This window comes from Aureibacter tunicatorum (genome assembly GCF_036492635.1).
Taxonomy (GTDB): domain Bacteria; phylum Bacteroidota; class Bacteroidia; order Cytophagales; family Cyclobacteriaceae; genus Aureibacter; species Aureibacter tunicatorum.
This window is the reverse complement of sequence record NZ_AP025305.1, coordinates 1,239,745-1,256,188: the sequence shown is the minus strand read 5'-3', so window position 1 is coordinate 1,256,188 and position 16,444 is coordinate 1,239,745. Positions and strand designations below refer to the sequence as shown.

Here is a 16,444-nt window from a genome sequence, read left to right as displayed (position 1 = left end):
TTTGGCTTTCGGTTTTTTTTAAACCTTTGGGGAATTAAGCGTTCCTTCTTGGCGGTCTTCCTTTACCACCAGAACGTCTTTCTTGATTGCCACCCTCTTCAGACTTTCCGTTCCCACTTCTCTCTGGCTTAGGCAATAAAACTTTTCTTGAAAGCTTGAACTTGCCTGTTTTCTTGTCAATGTCAATCAGCTTAACCTTTATCATTTCACCAACTTCCAAGACACCATCCATATTTTCAAGACGCTCTCTCTTAATCTCAGAGATATGCAACAAACCTTCTTTGTTAGGCAAGAACTCAACGAAAGCACCGAAAGGCATGATAGATTTCACTTTAGCTTCATAAACCTCTCCAACCTCAGGCATAGCAACGATGTTCTTAACCCAAGTCACAGCCTTGTCCATGTCATCTTGATTAGAAGCGAAGATATTCACCAAACCTTTACCATCCACTTCTTCGATAACGATAGTAGTGTTTGTCTCAGCTTGAATCTCCTGAACAACTTTACCTCCAGGTCCTATCAATGCTCCGATAGTATCTTTATGGATGTATAGAGAACAAGTTCTAGGCGCATTAGGTTTAAAGTCTTCTCTAGTCTCTGGCATTACCTTAAGCATTTCGCCTAATATATGGTTTCTACCTTCGTTAGCTTGCATCAATGCAGTTTCAAGAACTTCATAAGAAAGTCCATCCACCTTGATATCCATTTGGCAAGCAGTGATTCCCTTTTCAGTACCTGTAACTTTAAAGTCCATATCTCCCAAGTGATCCTCATCACCCAAGATATCAGACAAAATCGCGTATCTTCCTGTCTCGCTATCCGAAATCATTCCCATAGCAATACCTGAAACAGGTCTTTTGATAGCAATACCCGCATCCATCAACGCCAAAGTACCACCACAAACTGTAGCCATGGACGAAGATCCATTAGACTCAAGTATATCTGAAACGATTCTTATTGTATAAGGGTTTTCATCTTTTGGAGGCAACACTTGCTTCAAAGCTCTCAAAGCCAAGTTTCCATGTCCTACTTCTCTACGACCCGGACCTCTATTTGGTCTCACTTCCCCTGTTGAGAAACCTGGGAAATTGTAGTGCAATAAAAATCTGCTAACATCATTCACCATAGCTCTGTCGATGATTTGCTCATCAAGCTTAGTTCCTAAAGTAACAGTACACAATGACTGAGTCTCGCCTCTTGTGAACACTGCAGAACCATGAGGTGTTGGCAAGTAATCCACTTCACACCAAACAGGTCTTACTTCATTCGGCTTTCTTCCGTCAATTCTAATATTTGTATCCAGAACATATTCTCTAGCGGCTTTCTTTTCAATTTCATTGAAATACTTATCCACCAAAGACAAATCAACTTCATGATCTTCCGCCAATTCAGCTAAATATGCTTCTTTGACAGCCTTGATCGTCTGCTTTCTTTCGTTTTTATTCGTAATATGTTGTTCGAAAATCGCATAAACACGCGCATACAACTTTTCAAACAATTCTTTTCTTAATTCCTCATCGCTGTCTTCATGACAATACTCTCTCTTTTCGCCAACTCCCATTTCAGAAGCCAGTTCCAACTGAGCTTGACATTGAGTTCTAATCGCATCATGCGCAACTTTCATTGCCTCAAGCATTTCAGACTCAGAAACTTCATCCATCTCACCTTCTACCATAAGGATATTCTCCATAGTAGCAGCTACGATCAAATCTATGTCAGCGTTATCAAGTTGCTCAGGTGTAGGGTTTACCAAATATTCATTCTCATGTCTTACTACTCTAACTTCAGAAATCGGCCCATTGAATGGAATATCAGAAATCGTCAAAGCAGCGGAAGCGGCCAAAGCAGCCAATTGATCAGGAAGCGCGTCCTTATCAGCTGAGATCAACTGAATCATCACCTGTGTATCCGCATGATAATCGCTTGGGAACAATGGTCTGATCGCTCTATCCACTAATCTTGAAACCAACACTTCAAAATCAGACAATCTTCCTTCTCTTTTCAAGAAACCTCCAGGGATACGACCTGCTGAAGCGAATTTTTCTTGATAATCAACCGAAAGCGGCAAAAAATCGATACCATCCATAGCGTCTTTGCTGGAAACAACAGTAGCTAAAAGCATTGTATCTCCCATTCGAACCACTACAGATCCATCAGCCTGCTTCGCAAGCTTACCTGTTTCGATCGTGATTTCACGACCATCAGGCAAATTTATATTCTTCGTAAAAACGTTAAGTGACATAGAATTAGAATAAAAATATCTAAAGTATATATTTTCTTTATTTTTAAAATAGACGGATAGAGAAGATGATCACCACATAAGTCCAAAAACACACCCTCCCATTAAAACAGTAAAAGAGGGAACCCGTCTGAATCCCCTCTGCTATCTCGATAAAATTACTTTCTGATTCCTAGTTCAGCAATAATTGCTCTATATCTCTCGATATCATTTTTCATCAAGTAATCCAAAAGTCTTCTTCTTTTACCTACCAATTTCAAAAGACCAAGACGAGTCGAGTGATCTTTTTTGTTTTGCTTCAAGTGCTCAGTCAAGTGATTAATTCTAAACGTGAACAAAGCAATTTGAGACTCTGGAGAACCGGTATCAGATGTAGACTTCAACCGACCATGATTCTCGAAAATTTCAGTTTTTTTCTCTTTCGTTAAATACATGATTAGCTTAAATAAATGTTAATAAAACTTATTTCAAGACGCAAAGATACGTAATTTATTATTACTAGCAATTTATTTTGTTGCAATCTTCTTGCCTCCAAACCTCTTTTTCAGCTTTGCAACAGCAACTTTATAATAATCAACTTCGAATATCCTGGCGTCGTTTTTCGCTTGTCGTAAAAAGAACAACCCTATAGGCAACAGCAAAATATTAGCCAACCATAGACCCAGCTCCGAAGAAATAATTCCCTCTTTCGCCCATTTGTCTCCCGTCACATTCACTACATAATAAACAATAAAAAATGCAATGGAAATCAATACAGGCATTCCAAGCCCTCCTTTTTTGATAATCGACCCAAGCGGCGCACCTATCAGAAACATAATCAGACAAGCGAACGCTTCAGAATATTTCTTAGCCTTAGCGATTTCAAACTTGTAAATATTCTTTTGCATGTTTTCTATTCGATCAGCCTTCACTTGAAGTCTTGTCTTCGCTCCCCTGACCTTGCCTTGAGCAGCTTTTATCATCGCGCTTTCCCTGCCAGAGACTGCTGCGGCTGAATCTAATTTGGCTATATAGTCTGTCGTATCAGTTGACACGCTATACGCCACAAGCTCTTCTGTCAAAGAATCCTTCTCCTCTTGAGATTCGGCCACCTCTTCATTTAAGACGTCCAAACTATCAATAGCTTTTTCTTTTTCAGTTTCATTTTTAGCAACTTGTTGCTTATCCAACTCCTCTTGCTCCTTTTGATGGAGCGCGTTCAATATCGAATCTCTTTTCTTAACATTAACCTTGATATTCTCAGGCACCTTGATTCCTTCTCTCAAGTGAAACGAAAAATACGAAGGCAAATCTTGGTAAAACTCATACTTGACATTATCAAGATCAAGACTCATAGAGTCCAAAGCGGTCAACAGTTCCGGCAAGGTCTTCGTCATTCTTTGTCCTTGAAATAAACTTTCATCTGTCTCTCCCATCTCAAAAGAAGACAAACTAAATACCATTTTCATAGAATCGAAATCATTCCTTTCATAAGGCTCTATGATATTCCTTGGCCTTCTTGTGCCTCCGGTTGATGTTGTTGACTCTGCGTATCTATTCCCAGAATAAAGCTCCATTACCAAATAAGCTCCTTCCATGATAGTATACATTTTCCCAGAATCCGCTAAAATTTGAGCCGTATTCCCATCATTGTCCGAATGATCGTAAATAATCACCTCTCTTAACCTGCCATCGGGAAACTTCTTATTAGCCTTAATCTGAAACCCCGGCAAATCCCTATAAAACGACCCTTCAGGCAACTGCATAGCTGCTTTCTTTTGCTTCACATCCCAGAGTAACCTAAATGCTTTGGCATTGGCCTTGGGGACTATAAAACTATTGAAATAGAAAGCCATTCCCGTCAAAAAGATTGCGAAAAAGAAAATCGGCTGCAAAGCTCTGAGCAACGAAATCCCTGAAGCCTTGATCGCAGTCAATTCAAAATGCTCTCCAAGATTACCGAAGGTTATCAAAGAGGCCAGCAATACGGCCAATGGAAAAGCCTGCGGCGATAAATAGACTGCTAAATAAAAGAATAGTTCAACCAACACGCCTACTCCAAGATCTTTTCCTACCAAATCATCAAAATAACGCAACAATAATTGCATCAATAAGATGAAGATCACCACAACCAAGGTCAATAGAAAAGGCCCTAAAAAAGATTGATATATTAGTTTATCGAGTTTTTTCATACAAATTCAGTAACAAACACACGTCGCACACCAATCTGTAAATTAAAGAATAAATATGTTTACTTACAAAGATCAAAGTTCATCTCTATGCAGAATATAAGTTGGCCCAGTTTTGTTCAATAATAAAAATTTATTTGTTTCTATAAATCAAGCCCTTAAGCTTCATATGTTTGAAAACGGCAAAATAATACATCAAAAGACTTGCTTTTAAGCAAAGCATCCAATTATATTTGCAGTCCGTTTTGGCGAGGTAGCTCAGTTGGTTAGAGCGTCGGATTCATAACCCGGAGGTCACGAGTTCAACTCTCGTTCTCGCCACTCTTTAACAAAGATTAACAAAATCTTTAATTCAAAATATTATTGGCGAGGTAGCTCAGTTGGTTAGAGCGTCGGATTCATAACCCGGAGGTCACGAGTTCAACTCTCGTTCTCGCCACTCTTTAACACAAGATTAACAGAATCTTTAATTCAAAATATTATCGGCGAGGTAGCTCAGTTGGTTAGAGCGTCGGATTCATAACCCGGAGGTCACGAGTTCAACTCTCGTTCTCGCCACTCTTTAACAAAGATTCACATAATCTTCATCCAAAATATTATTGGCGAGGTAGCTCAGTTGGTTAGAGCGTCGGATTCATAACCCGGAGGTCACGAGTTCAACTCTCGTTCTCGCCACTCTTTAACAAAGATTCATAGAGTCTTTAATTCAAAATATCATCGGCGAGGTAGCTCAGTTGGTTAGAGCGTCGGATTCATAACCCGGAGGTCACGAGTTCAACTCTCGTTCTCGCCACTCTTCACACAAGGCACTCATTCTTATCTAATCCAATTCTTCCAACAACAGTTTTTTAACTTCAATCATGCCTTTGGTTGCGACATTCTGAACAAACTTCATATGTCTCGGCAATTCTTTATCCGGCATAACAGGATCTACTAGGAACAATTCCGCATTGTCATTGACATACTCAATCAAACTCGCCGCGGGATAAACAGCCAAGGAAGTTCCTAAAATCAAAAAGATGTCAGCGTCCAAAACTTCTTCGATTGCCTTATCCATCATCGGCACAGCTTCGCCAAACCAAACAATATTAGGCCTCAACTGACTTCCTTTTTCACATTGATCTCCCAAATGAATATCTCCCTCCATGGGATAAATCAAGCTTTCATCTTTAGAGCTTTTAGCTTCAAACAAAGAGCCATGCAAATGCAATACGTGAGAACTACCTGCTTTTTCATGCAAATTATCCACATTTTGAGTTACAATCTTTAAATCAAAATAAGCCTCCAACTCTTTCAAAATCTTATGAGCTTGATTGGGCTCAGACTTCAATGCGTCTTTTCTCCTTTGATTATAAAATGACAAAACCAATTCCTGGTCTTCATGCCACCCCTCAATGCTAGCCACCTTCATGACATCATAACCTTCCCACAAACCTCCTGAATCTCTAAAAGTTCTCAGTCCGCTTTCGGCGCTTACTCCCGCACCAGTAAGCACTACCATTTTTTTTCTTGCCTGCTTGTCATTCATTATTTTTCACATTTACTTTTCTCCCTATTACACACTCTCTTCATGAAGTTAAACCATTGAGCAATAAGTTGCAACACTTAAAACCTTCAATAAGGTTCAATGCACCCCAAGTCTAATAGTCATTAATTCCAAAATATTTTTTTTAATATGAATGATTTTCTATTTGTGGATTTGAAAAGTATTCCCTAATATTGCATCCCCAAACGAGGGAAATAAGCTTCTAGCTTGTTTTAGGACCCATAGCTCAGTTGGTTAGAGCATCTGACTCATAATCAGAGGGTCACAGGTTCGAGCCCTGTTGGGTCCACATTAATTAAAAGCAATTCACTTTGCTTCCGAATTTATTCGGGCTCTTAGCTCAGTTGGTTCAGAGCACCTGCCTTACAAGCAGGGGGTCACTGGTTCGAATCCAGTAGGGCCCACTATTAAAACATATCTTCCTTGTGAAGAAAGGACCCATAGCTCAGTTGGTTAGAGCATCTGACTCATAATCAGAGGGTCACAGGTTCGAGCCCTGTTGGGTCCACATTAACTAAAAGCAATTCACTTTGCTTCCGAATTATTCGGGCTCTTAGCTCAGTTGGTTCAGAGCACCTGCCTTACAAGCAGGGGGTCACTGGTTCGAATCCAGTAGGGCCCACTATTAAAACATATCTTCCTTGTGAAGAAAGGACCCATAGCTCAGTTGGTTAGAGCATCTGACTCATAATCAGAGGGTCACAGGTTCGAGCCCTGTTGGGTCCACATTAATTAAAAGCAATTTACTTTGCTCCCGAATTTATTCGGGCTCTTAGCTCAGTTGGTTCAGAGCACCTGCCTTACAAGCAGGGGGTCACTGGTTCGAATCCAGTAGGGCCCACTATAAAATACATCTTCCTTGTGAAGAAAGGACCCATAGCTCAGTTGGTTAGAGCATCTGACTCATAATCAGAGGGTCACAGGTTCGAGCCCTGTTGGGTCCACAATCAAAGCTATCTACTCCGATAGCTTTTTTCATTTCTATGCATTCATTGATTTTTTTGCTTGATTTTCATAAATTCAGCGAATTGAAACCATTTGATATGCAAGCCTCATTATTTCAGATTATTCTAACAACAGTTTACTTGTTGTTTTCATTTTCAATACTCAATACCTACGCTCAAGACACTCAGCTTTCTGTTTCCCAAAATTGCCCAATCCTCCAGCTTAGCGGAGAAATTGATGATGAGCAAGCAAGCATGATATTGAACATTCATGAACAAGAAGTGATTGGACATTATTCTTTCGATAATAACAGCAAAAAGCTAAAAGTCTATGGCAAGCTCGAATCAAATGCGATTTATTTAAGTCAAATGGATGAGAATTTGAACGTGATAGCGATTTTCAAAGGGTACTTCGAAGGTGAGGAACTGTTTGGTAAATGGAAGTATTTGTACTCGCAAAAACAGGACTTTCTTAGCATGAAGCCTCTTCAACCTTCCGCAAAAAGAACTTGCCGATTCACGTTCAACATAAGTCGGGAAAACTCCAATGTCATCGTAGGTCTTCCGGACAACAAAGCCCCATTCGAATATAGCATACTTGCTGAAAAACAATTGGAAAACAAATCATATATCCTGATTAATTATAGTTTTTATTCTCAAGGGACTTGCTATAGTGAAGGCTATTGCGCCTGCGGTGTTGAATCAAAACTAATGTGGCTTGAATTGAATCACGATTTCGATATAGTTAATAAAAAAGAACTCTTATACGAATCGTGCCTTGGAGATATTTCCAATAAATCCAATAAGCTAAAAAAACAAACTATAAAGCTTTACGGCTGGCTTAATCAACACGCTAAAGGAGAATTTTCTATTGACTTAAAACATTTAGAGAAAGGATTTACAGAAATTATTCAAAATAAATAATAGCCAACACCCTATCGAATAAAAAACATGAAATAAATTTTGCTCATAAAGCCTTCGCTAAGTTACTTTTCTAAGATTAAAGTCAAAAACAATAAGAGCTAAGTAGTGCTTTATTCCTTTTTTTTCAAATCATTCCTACAATAAACATCATCATTACTCTACCACTCTTAATTCTGGAGCAAAACCTGTCATGCTCAGCCATACCACACTTTTTTCAAATCGACCATTGATTGACAGGCATCGTCCGTATTCTTGCATCATTGAAATTCAATTCAAATAGTACAAATCCAGAAGCATTTAAATACATGCCATCTGGATAAAATCAATTGTGCAATTCCATAACTCTTTGGACATGGAATTTAAGAATAAACAAGATGCAAATGATATTCAGAAAAAGTAAGATTCCTACTCAACTCAGAATCCTGCTATTACTTGTTCTTGCGGGAATAATGCCATACAATGCTCTAAGTCAAGAAAGCTTGAGTGATTTGCTGAAAATCGCTGAAAAGAATTACCCAGCCATAGCAGCAAAACAAGCTGAAGCTGAAGCTCAAAAGGCCAACATCAGCTTAGAAAAGAAAAGCCTGCTGCCAACCCTTGACATTGGATATGATGCCAATTTCGCCACGTACAATAATATTACAGGAATGAATTATCCAGGCAACAACATTCCTATTTCAGGGCCTCCATCTGATGACAATTATGGACCTACGATAGGGTCCGGAGTAGGTTTAACCATGAGATGGAATCCTATAACTTTTGGGCAACGAAAAAATGCTATCGAATACGAAAAAAGCAATTATGAGAAACAACTTGCCATGGTCGACAATGAAATTCTCAGCATTCAATTCAAGGTAGCGTACTTGTATCTGGAAATCGCCGGCACTCAAGAATTAATAGAGGCCTATGAGAAAAATGTTGATCGAAATAGCTTCAACCTGCTAAGAGCACGAACACTTATCGAAGCTGGACTAAAACCTTCTGTGGACAGCTTGCAATTTCACGCTGAGCTTTCCAAATCAAAAACAGAGCTTTATCAACTGAAACGACTTCTTAATGAACAAAACGAAAACTTGAAAGAGTTCTTGGCTAGAGATAATTTCAGCAAAATAGCATTCGAAGAAAAAATCTTTAGCAACCTCCCTTTATCACCGAATCAGGATGATATCAACCTCCTCAACAACCCCTTGATTAAAGCTTCCATCAGCCAAACTAATGCTTTTGAAGCCAAATTAGATGAAGTGAAGAAAGATATCTTCCCAAAAATTTCAATTTGGGGAACAACTTACGCGAGAGGCTCAGGAGTGGATTTCGAGGGAAATGTAAATCATTCCAATGGCTGGAATATGCAACGATATAATTATGGCGTAGGATTGCAGCTTTCATTGCCATTAATGAGTCTAGCCACGCACAAAACAGAGAAAAACAAACAAGAGGCATACCTTAGATCAGCTCAATCATACCAGAGGCAAATAGAAAATAATATCGCAAAAAAAGCTTCCTTAGAAGCTGAGAACTTGCAAATCGCACTTGATATAGCCCAAGAAGTTCCTAAAGAATTTCACGCTAGCGAATCTGCTTACAAAGCTCTAACGATCAGATATGAAGAAGGACTTGTGGATTATACAGGACTGATGCAATCCCAATACGAGTTGTTGCAATCTCAAGCCAAACTCAACAACGCTCATTTAAATGCATGGAAATCGCTGCTGAAAATCGCATTAGTCGAAGGCGATTTGGAGCTGTTTCTACATCAAATCGAAAACTTACCATGAAATTAATAGAAGGATCACTAAGCAAGCCGATTTCAATCATGGTCGGCGTAATAGCTATAGCAATATTTTCAATTCTTACAATCAGGAATATGAAAATCGATATATTTCCGACATTCGGGTCACCCACAATTTATGTTGCTCAACCTTATGGCGGACTGTCACCTGAACAAATGGAGTCATTTGTCACCAACTATTATGAATACCATTTTTTGTATGTCACAGGTGTTAAAAAAGTAGAATCCAAGTCCGTGCAAGGCAATGCGCTTATTAAAATCGAATTTCATGAAGGAACGGACATGAGCCAAGCAGCGGCAGAAGTTGTAGGATACGTCAACAGATCAAGAGCATTCATGCCGCCAGGAACTGTTCCGCCTTTTGTAACAAGGTTTGACGCTGGTTCCGTGCCTGTTGGCCAATTGGTATTTTCATCAGAGACAAGAACCTTGGGAGAAATCGCCGACTTGGCGCTTTTCAAAGTCAGACCAATGTTCTCTACGTTGCCGGGCGTTTCCGCTCCTCCCCCATTCGGAGGCTCATCCAAAACAGTTGTGGTAAAAGTAGATCCTGAAAAAGTGAGAAGATATAATTTCTCTCCAGATGAGATTGTTACGACACTTGCCCAATCAAACATTATCTCTCCCGCGGGAAATATAGGCGTAAATAATGAAATGCTCATTACGGCTCAAAACACTGTTGTTGAAGATATCGAAGAGTTTGGCAACATTCCTTTGACTCAAGGCAAAGGAGCTAATGTTTACCTTAAAGATATTGCCAATGTATCCATAGGAGCTGATATAACTACAGGATATGCATTGGTCAATGGTGCTAGATCTGTATATATTCCTGTAACCAAAAGAGCCGATGCCTCCACTTGGGAAGTGGTTCAAAATGTTAAAAAAGCCTTGCCCGATATGCAAGCTTCAGTTCCCGAAGACATAAACGTTTCTTATGAGTTCGATCAATCAGGATATGTAATCAATTCATTAAAGAGTGTGATATTCGAAGGTTTTTTAGGCGCGCTATTAACAGGTTTGATGGTATTGCTCTTCCTTGGAGATAAAAGATCAGCTCTAATTGTCGTGCTAACCATACCGATAGCTATCTTATCAAGTGTAATTGGCTTGAACCTCATCGGACAAACTATCAATATCATGACCTTGGGAGGCTTAGCGCTTTCTGTCGGCATGCTTGTCGATGAAGCGACTGTAACTATCGAAAACATACACCGTCATCAAGAGATGGGAAAGTCAAAAGCCGAAGCGGTTTTAGCAGGTTGTAGAGAAATTGTAAAACCAAAACTGCTGATACTCTTCAGTATTTTAGCTGTTTTCGCGCCTGCATTATTCATGTCAGGAGTTCCCAAAGGCATGTTTATGCCAATGTCTTTGGCTGTAGGCTTTTCGATGATTGCCTCCTTTTTATTATCCATGACCTTTGTGCCTGTGCTTGCCATATGGTTGTTAAAGCAATTTGACCCAAGCAAACATGAAAGCGACAAGTTCGAGCGGTTCAAATCAAAATATTTAAGCTTATTAAAGTCGCTCAAAAGAAACAGCAAAAGCTCAATCATCGCTTATTTTTCGGTTTCATTGCTCATTCTTGGTGTCAGCGCTTTTATTATAGGTTTGGATATATTTCCAAAAGTGGATGCAGGGCAAACTCAAGTGAGGCTAAGATTAGCGACAGGCACAAGAATAGAAAGAACAGAAGAAGTGACCAAGGATCTGCTCCAAATATCAAAAGGCATTGTTGGTGAAAATAATCTAGACATAACTTCCGCTTTCATAGGTACGCAGCCTTCAAGCTTTCCCGTTAACTTGATTCACCTTTGGACTTCAGGCCCTCATGAATCCGTTATCAAAATCAATTTATCTAAAAAAGCCGACTACCCAATTGAGGAGTTCAAAGAAGAACTTAGAAAACGTTTTTCTTTAAAATATCCTGAAGCCTCCATTTCTTTTGAGCCGGGAGATCTCGTCGATCAAGTAATAAACCTTGGAGCAACCAACCCTATTGAAGTCGCTGTCATGGGTAAAAACTTGTCCGAATCTATGAAAGTCGCTCAGCAACTAAAAGACAAAATATCAAAGATTCCATACTATAGAGATGTGCAAATCACAACTCCCTTGGACTATCCCGGTGTTAAGCTGGAGATTGATCGAGTAAAAGCGGCAAAGTTAGGACTTACTGTCGAGCAAATTTCGAAATCATTGGTCACAGCAACTTCTTCCAGTCGTTTTACCCAACCCAATTATTGGCGAGAGCCCAATTCGGGAGTTGCCTACCAAGTTCAAGTTGAATATCCTCAACATGAAATGAATAAAATTGAAGACATTGAAATGGTTCCTATTGCCAATAAAAATGGCAAGAAAATCTATTTCAGAGATGTCGCTAGTTGGAAAGAATTGCAAACCCCAGCTGAATATGATCGCTTAAACCAACAAAGATACATTACATTAACAGCCAATACGCATGATAAAGACTTGGGCAGCGCCATCAAAGATCTAGATAATGCTATCGCTTCTATCCAAAACCTGCCCGCTGGCGTGAAAATCCTCAAAAAAGGGCAAGCTGACTTGCTAAACTTAACTTTAGATGAATTGCAATTAGGCTTGTTCATAGCTATTATCGTAATCTTCTTAATGTTGTCAGCTAGTTTTCAATCCTTTAAAACTGCGATTACTTCTCTTTCGATTCTTCCACTAGTCATAGCAGGCTCATTAGTTTTGCTCATCGCTACTGGCCATAGCCTTAACATTCAATCCTACATGGGCATGATCATGGCAGTCGGCGTATCAGTATCCAATGCAGTGCTTTATATAACCAATGCTGAAGATCTAAGAAAAGAAGGCGATGAAACTGCCTATATAACCGCCGCCGCGAACAGAATACGTCCGATACTAATGACGGGCTTGGCGATGATGTCCGGCATGCTCCCTATGGCGTTAGCGATGGGTGAAGGAGGCGATCAAGTAGCACCATTGGGGCTTGCTGTAATTGGCGGACTTGCCGCATCGATGATAAGCATCTTACTAATCCTGCCATTGCTTTACCATGCATTTTGCGGTAAGCATCCCTACAGTAGCGAATCTCTCAATCCTGAAGACTCCTTTAGCAAATACGCCAGATCAGCAGAGCATAAAAATTTAAAAAACTGAAAATATTAAGTCATGAATAAATTAATTTATTGGCAATCTATAAGCTGTCTCATTCTAATGAGCATATTCAGTTGCGACTCAAAAGAGAAACAAACTGTGCCGTCGTCAAATAAAGAGTTTAAGACCTTTAAGCTGGAAAAAAAGAAGATTGAAAAAACGCTTCAACTTCCCGTCGAAATTTTTCCTCAAGATGAAGCGATCATTAGCCCAAAAGTGGAAGGCTACATCAAAGATTTGAGAGTAGACATTGGCGACTTTGTCAAAAAAGGTCAAATTTTGCTAATTCTTGACGCCCCTGAAATCATTGCAAATTATGCGGAAGCTCAAGCCAAGCGGAACGAAGCTCAAGCAGTATACGCAGCGAGCAAAGACAACTTTGACCGCCTGACTAAAGCTTCTAAGATGAATGGCATCATCTCTAATGCTGATTTGATCCAAGCTCAAAAGCATATGGAAGCTTCTCTGTCCGCATTAACATCCGCCAGTTCTGCTGTTAATTCTTTTGCTCAATTAAAGGAATATTTAGTCATCAGAGCGCCTTTTGACGGGCAAATAAGCAAAAGATTCATAAATATTGGAGATTTCGTCAGTACCAATAGCAAGTCCAAGTTATTTCACTTGATGGATATGAGCACAAGCCGTGTGCATCTTTACATGCCTGAAAGCTATGTAAACTTCCATTTACAAGACAGCATATTAAGATTTGAAACAGATGCTATCCACAACAAAGTTTTCGAAGCAAAACTCAAAAGAAAATCAGGCGAAATCGACTTCGACACACGCACAGAGCTTTGGGAGTTTGAACATATCAACTCTTCAAATAAGCTCAAAGCAGGAATGTACGCCACGGGCGAATTAAATATTTCAAGATCTGGCCTTTCATTTGTTGTGCCTAAAACCGCTATTGTCACTGCGATGGAAGATCAATTTCTTATTTCTATTCAGAATGGCATAGCAAATAGAATATCAGTCAAAAAAGGACTTATACAAGGAGACAGCATAGAAGTATTTGGCAACCTCAACGAAAGAGATCAGATCCTATTCAGGGGCAGTGAAGAGATTACTCATGGACAAAAAATAAATTAAGCAATCACAATCAATTATCATATGCAAAAGGAACTGGCAATGACTACCAGTTCCTTCAAATACACATTAACACTGCACTTTTATACCTGAATTACATGAAGTTAAAATAAATCGAAAATGAAACTCTTCTCGAAAATGTTCTCCAGTTCGTTCTGTTCTCAAAGCCATCACCATTAGTTACCCAAATCTCTTTGCCCGCGCTATTGAACAAGTCTTCAGCATTCACCCCCAGAGTAACCAAGCCCTTCAATATATTTTGAGATACATTAATATCAAACTTCGAATAAGCCTCTCTGTATGAAAATGCTTGAACATTCTTCCCAAAATAATTCCCCCTCAAAGTCACTGTTGGCCCTGAACCAGTACGAACAGTCACGCTACCATTCGCGCTAAAGGCATAACCCGTTTTATTCATATCCACCGTGGAACTTTTAGCGTCTGGGAACCAGCGCTTTTGAGCTGTGAAACCCGCTGAAAACTCCAACATTTCCATAGGTTCCCATTCCGACTTATTTTCTATACCCAAAGCATAAGATTGAGAGTAATTTTCAAATGTCGTCAACACCACATCATCTTTCAACGTATTTATTCGCTGAATGACATCTTGAGTGTTTCTTCCAAAAATCGTCGTAGAAAACTGAAGCTTGTCAGTTCTGATCTGATGAAACAACTCCATATTATGCACTTTTTCGGGCTTTAGATTTATATTCCCTTGAACAACATTATAAGGATCTTCAATATTCATCACAGGGTTAAGTTGCTCATAAGAAGGCCTGTTGATCTTTTTATTATAAATCATCGATACGATATGGAAATGTTTACCTTCCGAAATATTGTATTGAAGCATTACATTTGGCAAAGGATTTACGAAAGATTGGTCAATATCCACATTGTTCACTTGCTCTTTCCCATCACTATTGAAATACTGCAATCTCCCCCCCACTCCGATCATCAATTTATTGAAACTGATCTTAGCCATGGCATACAGAGCATATTGCTGTTGCAAAAACTTATACCTTTCCTGAAAGTCGCTTCTTTCATTATTCTGATCCACATTGAAACTTAATAAATTTGCCGACATTCCTGATTCCAACTTTATCCTACTGCCCAAAGAATCTATGTAATCAAGCTTGATTTCACCCATTCTATACTTTGCATTATTGTGAATAAGCGTTTGATTGCTTTCAATTCCTTGCTCGACAATATTATTCTCTCCATCGCTTTTGCCAAATGAAAAATTCGACAACATATCCAGTTTTCTGGCTTTTGTAAATTCCTTCCCATAATTCAAGGACATTTCAGTTCCTTTGAAATCTATATTGGACTTCGTGTCCACAATTGAACTTTGGTTTTCCCCAAAACTGTTTTTCTGAGTGAGATCCGACCGCTGTTCAAAATTCATATGACCAACTTCAAAATCCAAGCTCTCTCCCTCGCTGATCTCATACCCCAAATTAATCGACGTGAAATAACCTTGCGTTTTTTCTTTGCCATCGCCTTTCTGAACCAATCCAACCCCTTCACCGATTCTTTCATTATCCACTTCATAAGGATAGTTTTCTGTAAAATACCCAAAAGCACCAGTAACATTCCAATCTCCCTTGCGATAAGACGCCATCATATTTCCTCCAAACATAGAAGGATTAGGGCTCCACTCAACTCCAGCGCTCATTCCAAAACCATCCATTGCTCCCTTCTTCAAAATAATATTGATGATCGAATCAACTCCCTCGCTATCGTATTTAGGAGAAGGAGTTGTAATCACCTCCACCCGTTCTATTGCTGACAATGGCAACATTTTCAATAATTGCTTAGGGTTCATTCCCATAACCGAACGCTTCCCATTAATCAAAAACAAAATATTCGAACTCCCTCTGACTTCGATATTTCCTTTGGGCGATATTTCCACTGCCGGAACAGCTTTCAATAAAGCTTCGGCATTCCCTCCCAACGACAGCAACTCAGAGGTTACATTGATCGTCTGCATACCCGGACTGACTTGCACAGCTTGCCTAGTCGAAGTTACCGACACAGCCTCTAGCATCTCCAAAGCATCTTCCAATTTCACGGTTCCCATATCAGTGGTTTTGTCTAAAACCTCCAAGCTTTCAACTGCGTAAGTTTCATATCCCATCATAGACACTTGAAAAAAATACTTGCCTTTTTCATCCAATGACACCGAAAAACTGCCATCCATGCTACTAGTACCTCCTTTGACAAGCTGGGTTTTATCTTCGGACTTCACCACAATATTAGCAAAAGGCTGCGCCTCATTGCTTTTATTGACAACTTTGCCTTTAATGACATACTGGCTATAAGCGGAAAAATTTGCTATCGACAATAGCATGATCGCTACTAAACTAAATAGATTTCTTGACATAATTAATATGGTTTTTAGCTCAACTGAATTTGAATTTCTAAAAGCTCCAGCTACTCTAAAAAAGTTATCTACACACAGGGTTATAAGTCATATGAAAAGCTTCATAGATCATAAATCACAGTTGATGGCATGCATCATATATTTCATCCTTTGCCAAGACTATTTCGTAGATAATATTTTATGATTCACTCTCAATCGAATACCTTGAAACAAAAAATCGATAA

General features: G+C 39.3%; 9 protein-coding genes and 12 tRNA genes. 16 read left to right on the top strand and 5 right to left on the bottom strand.

Translation table 11 applies throughout. The features are described from left to right. Positions 1-34: 34 nt before the first annotated feature. From pnp to AABK36_RS05410, 3 genes are all read right to left on the bottom strand, one after another. Positions 35-2,242 carry a polyribonucleotide nucleotidyltransferase gene (gene pnp / locus AABK36_RS05420; RefSeq protein ID WP_309941949.1) on the bottom strand — a complete coding sequence of 736 codons (2,208 nt, stop codon included), beginning with the start codon at positions 2,240-2,242 and terminating at the stop codon, positions 35-37. Between the two features lie 155 nt (positions 2,243-2,397). After that, positions 2,398-2,673: a 30S ribosomal protein S15 gene (rpsO, locus tag AABK36_RS05415; RefSeq protein WP_309941947.1), complete on the bottom strand. Its 276-nt coding sequence runs from the start codon at positions 2,671-2,673 to the stop codon at positions 2,398-2,400. A gap of 72 nt (positions 2,674-2,745) precedes the next feature. Then, positions 2,746-4,410 (bottom strand): LptF/LptG family permease, encoded by a 1,665-nt coding sequence (locus tag AABK36_RS05410; RefSeq protein ID WP_309941946.1) that lies wholly within the window; start codon positions 4,408-4,410, stop codon positions 2,746-2,748. 244 nt (positions 4,411-4,654) lie between these two features. Here AABK36_RS05410 and AABK36_RS05405 point away from each other — a divergent pair. The 5 genes from AABK36_RS05405 (at position 4,655) to AABK36_RS05385 (ending at position 5,200) form a co-directional block, all read left to right on the top strand. Then, positions 4,655-4,728 (top strand) — tRNA-Met (locus AABK36_RS05405). 44 nt (positions 4,729-4,772) lie between these two features. Beyond that, a tRNA-Met gene (locus AABK36_RS05400) sits at positions 4,773-4,846 on the top strand. A 45-nt stretch (positions 4,847-4,891) separates the two neighbouring features. After that, a tRNA-Met gene (locus AABK36_RS05395) sits at positions 4,892-4,965 on the top strand. A 43-nt stretch (positions 4,966-5,008) separates the two neighbouring features. Next, a tRNA-Met gene (locus tag AABK36_RS05390) sits at positions 5,009-5,082 on the top strand. A gap of 44 nt (positions 5,083-5,126) precedes the next feature. Then, positions 5,127-5,200: transfer RNA gene (locus tag AABK36_RS05385), tRNA-Met, on the top strand. Between the two features lie 27 nt (positions 5,201-5,227). Here the strand turns inward: AABK36_RS05385 and AABK36_RS05380 are convergent. Continuing rightward, positions 5,228-5,935, bottom strand: coding sequence for an SIR2 family NAD-dependent protein deacylase (locus tag AABK36_RS05380; RefSeq protein ID WP_309941944.1), 708 nt, complete (start codon positions 5,933-5,935; stop codon positions 5,228-5,230). Positions 5,936-6,168: 233 nt separating this feature from the next. Between AABK36_RS05380 and AABK36_RS05375 the strand changes: the two genes are divergently transcribed. The 11 genes from AABK36_RS05375 (at position 6,169) to AABK36_RS05325 (ending at position 13,840) form a co-directional block, all read left to right on the top strand. Next, a tRNA-Ile gene (locus AABK36_RS05375) sits at positions 6,169-6,242 on the top strand. Between the two features lie 40 nt (positions 6,243-6,282). Next, positions 6,283-6,357 (top strand) — tRNA-Val (locus AABK36_RS05370). A 30-nt stretch (positions 6,358-6,387) separates the two neighbouring features. Next, a tRNA-Ile gene (locus AABK36_RS05365) sits at positions 6,388-6,461 on the top strand. A 39-nt stretch (positions 6,462-6,500) separates the two neighbouring features. Then, a tRNA-Val gene (locus tag AABK36_RS05360) sits at positions 6,501-6,575 on the top strand. A gap of 30 nt (positions 6,576-6,605) precedes the next feature. Beyond that, positions 6,606-6,679: transfer RNA gene (locus AABK36_RS05355), tRNA-Ile, on the top strand. 40 nt (positions 6,680-6,719) lie between these two features. After that, positions 6,720-6,794: transfer RNA gene (locus tag AABK36_RS05350), tRNA-Val, on the top strand. A gap of 29 nt (positions 6,795-6,823) precedes the next feature. Continuing rightward, a tRNA-Ile gene (locus AABK36_RS05345) sits at positions 6,824-6,897 on the top strand. A gap of 39 nt (positions 6,898-6,936) precedes the next feature. Further along, positions 6,937-7,821 (top strand): hypothetical protein, encoded by an 885-nt coding sequence (locus AABK36_RS05340; RefSeq protein ID WP_309941943.1) that lies wholly within the window; start codon positions 6,937-6,939, stop codon positions 7,819-7,821. Positions 7,822-8,201: 380 nt separating this feature from the next. Beyond that, positions 8,202-9,596, top strand: coding sequence for a TolC family protein (locus tag AABK36_RS05335; protein WP_309941942.1), 1,395 nt, complete (start codon positions 8,202-8,204; stop codon positions 9,594-9,596). Next, the gene (locus AABK36_RS05330) at positions 9,593-12,754 is read left to right on the top strand and encodes an efflux RND transporter permease subunit (protein WP_309941941.1); all 3,162 of its coding nucleotides are present in this window, start codon (positions 9,593-9,595) and stop codon (positions 12,752-12,754) included. The genes AABK36_RS05335 and AABK36_RS05330 overlap by 4 nt, the downstream gene beginning before the upstream one ends. Before the next feature lie 12 nt (positions 12,755-12,766). Then, positions 12,767-13,840, top strand: coding sequence for an efflux RND transporter periplasmic adaptor subunit (locus AABK36_RS05325; protein WP_309941939.1), 1,074 nt, complete (start codon positions 12,767-12,769; stop codon positions 13,838-13,840). 91 nt (positions 13,841-13,931) lie between these two features. Here AABK36_RS05325 and AABK36_RS05320 read toward each other — a convergent pair whose 3' ends face one another. Further along, complete coding sequence (locus AABK36_RS05320) at positions 13,932-16,220, bottom strand: TonB-dependent receptor (RefSeq protein WP_309941938.1); 2,289 nt, start codon at positions 16,218-16,220, stop codon at positions 13,932-13,934. Positions 16,221-16,444: the final 224 nt, after the last annotated feature.

Excerpts from the sequence above, each read along its gene's own strand:
- pnp (WP_309941949.1), bottom strand. The coding sequence starts at position 2,242 with ATGTCACTTAACGTTTTTACGAAGAATATAAATTTGCCTGATGGTCGT.
- rpsO (WP_309941947.1), bottom strand. The coding sequence starts at position 2,673 with ATGTATTTAACGAAAGAGAAAAAAACTGAAATTTTCGAGAATCATGGT.
- AABK36_RS05410 (WP_309941946.1), bottom strand. The coding sequence starts at position 4,410 with ATGAAAAAACTCGATAAACTAATATATCAATCTTTTTTAGGGCCTTTT.
- AABK36_RS05380 (WP_309941944.1), bottom strand. The coding sequence starts at position 5,935 with ATGAATGACAAGCAGGCAAGAAAAAAAATGGTAGTGCTTACTGGTGCG.
- AABK36_RS05340 (WP_309941943.1), top strand. The coding sequence starts at position 6,937 with ATGCATTCATTGATTTTTTTGCTTGATTTTCATAAATTCAGCGAATTG.
- AABK36_RS05335 (WP_309941942.1), top strand. The coding sequence starts at position 8,202 with ATGATATTCAGAAAAAGTAAGATTCCTACTCAACTCAGAATCCTGCTA.
- AABK36_RS05330 (WP_309941941.1), top strand. The coding sequence starts at position 9,593 with ATGAAATTAATAGAAGGATCACTAAGCAAGCCGATTTCAATCATGGTC.
- AABK36_RS05325 (WP_309941939.1), top strand. The coding sequence starts at position 12,767 with ATGAATAAATTAATTTATTGGCAATCTATAAGCTGTCTCATTCTAATG.
- AABK36_RS05320 (WP_309941938.1), bottom strand. The coding sequence starts at position 16,220 with ATGTCAAGAAATCTATTTAGTTTAGTAGCGATCATGCTATTGTCGATA.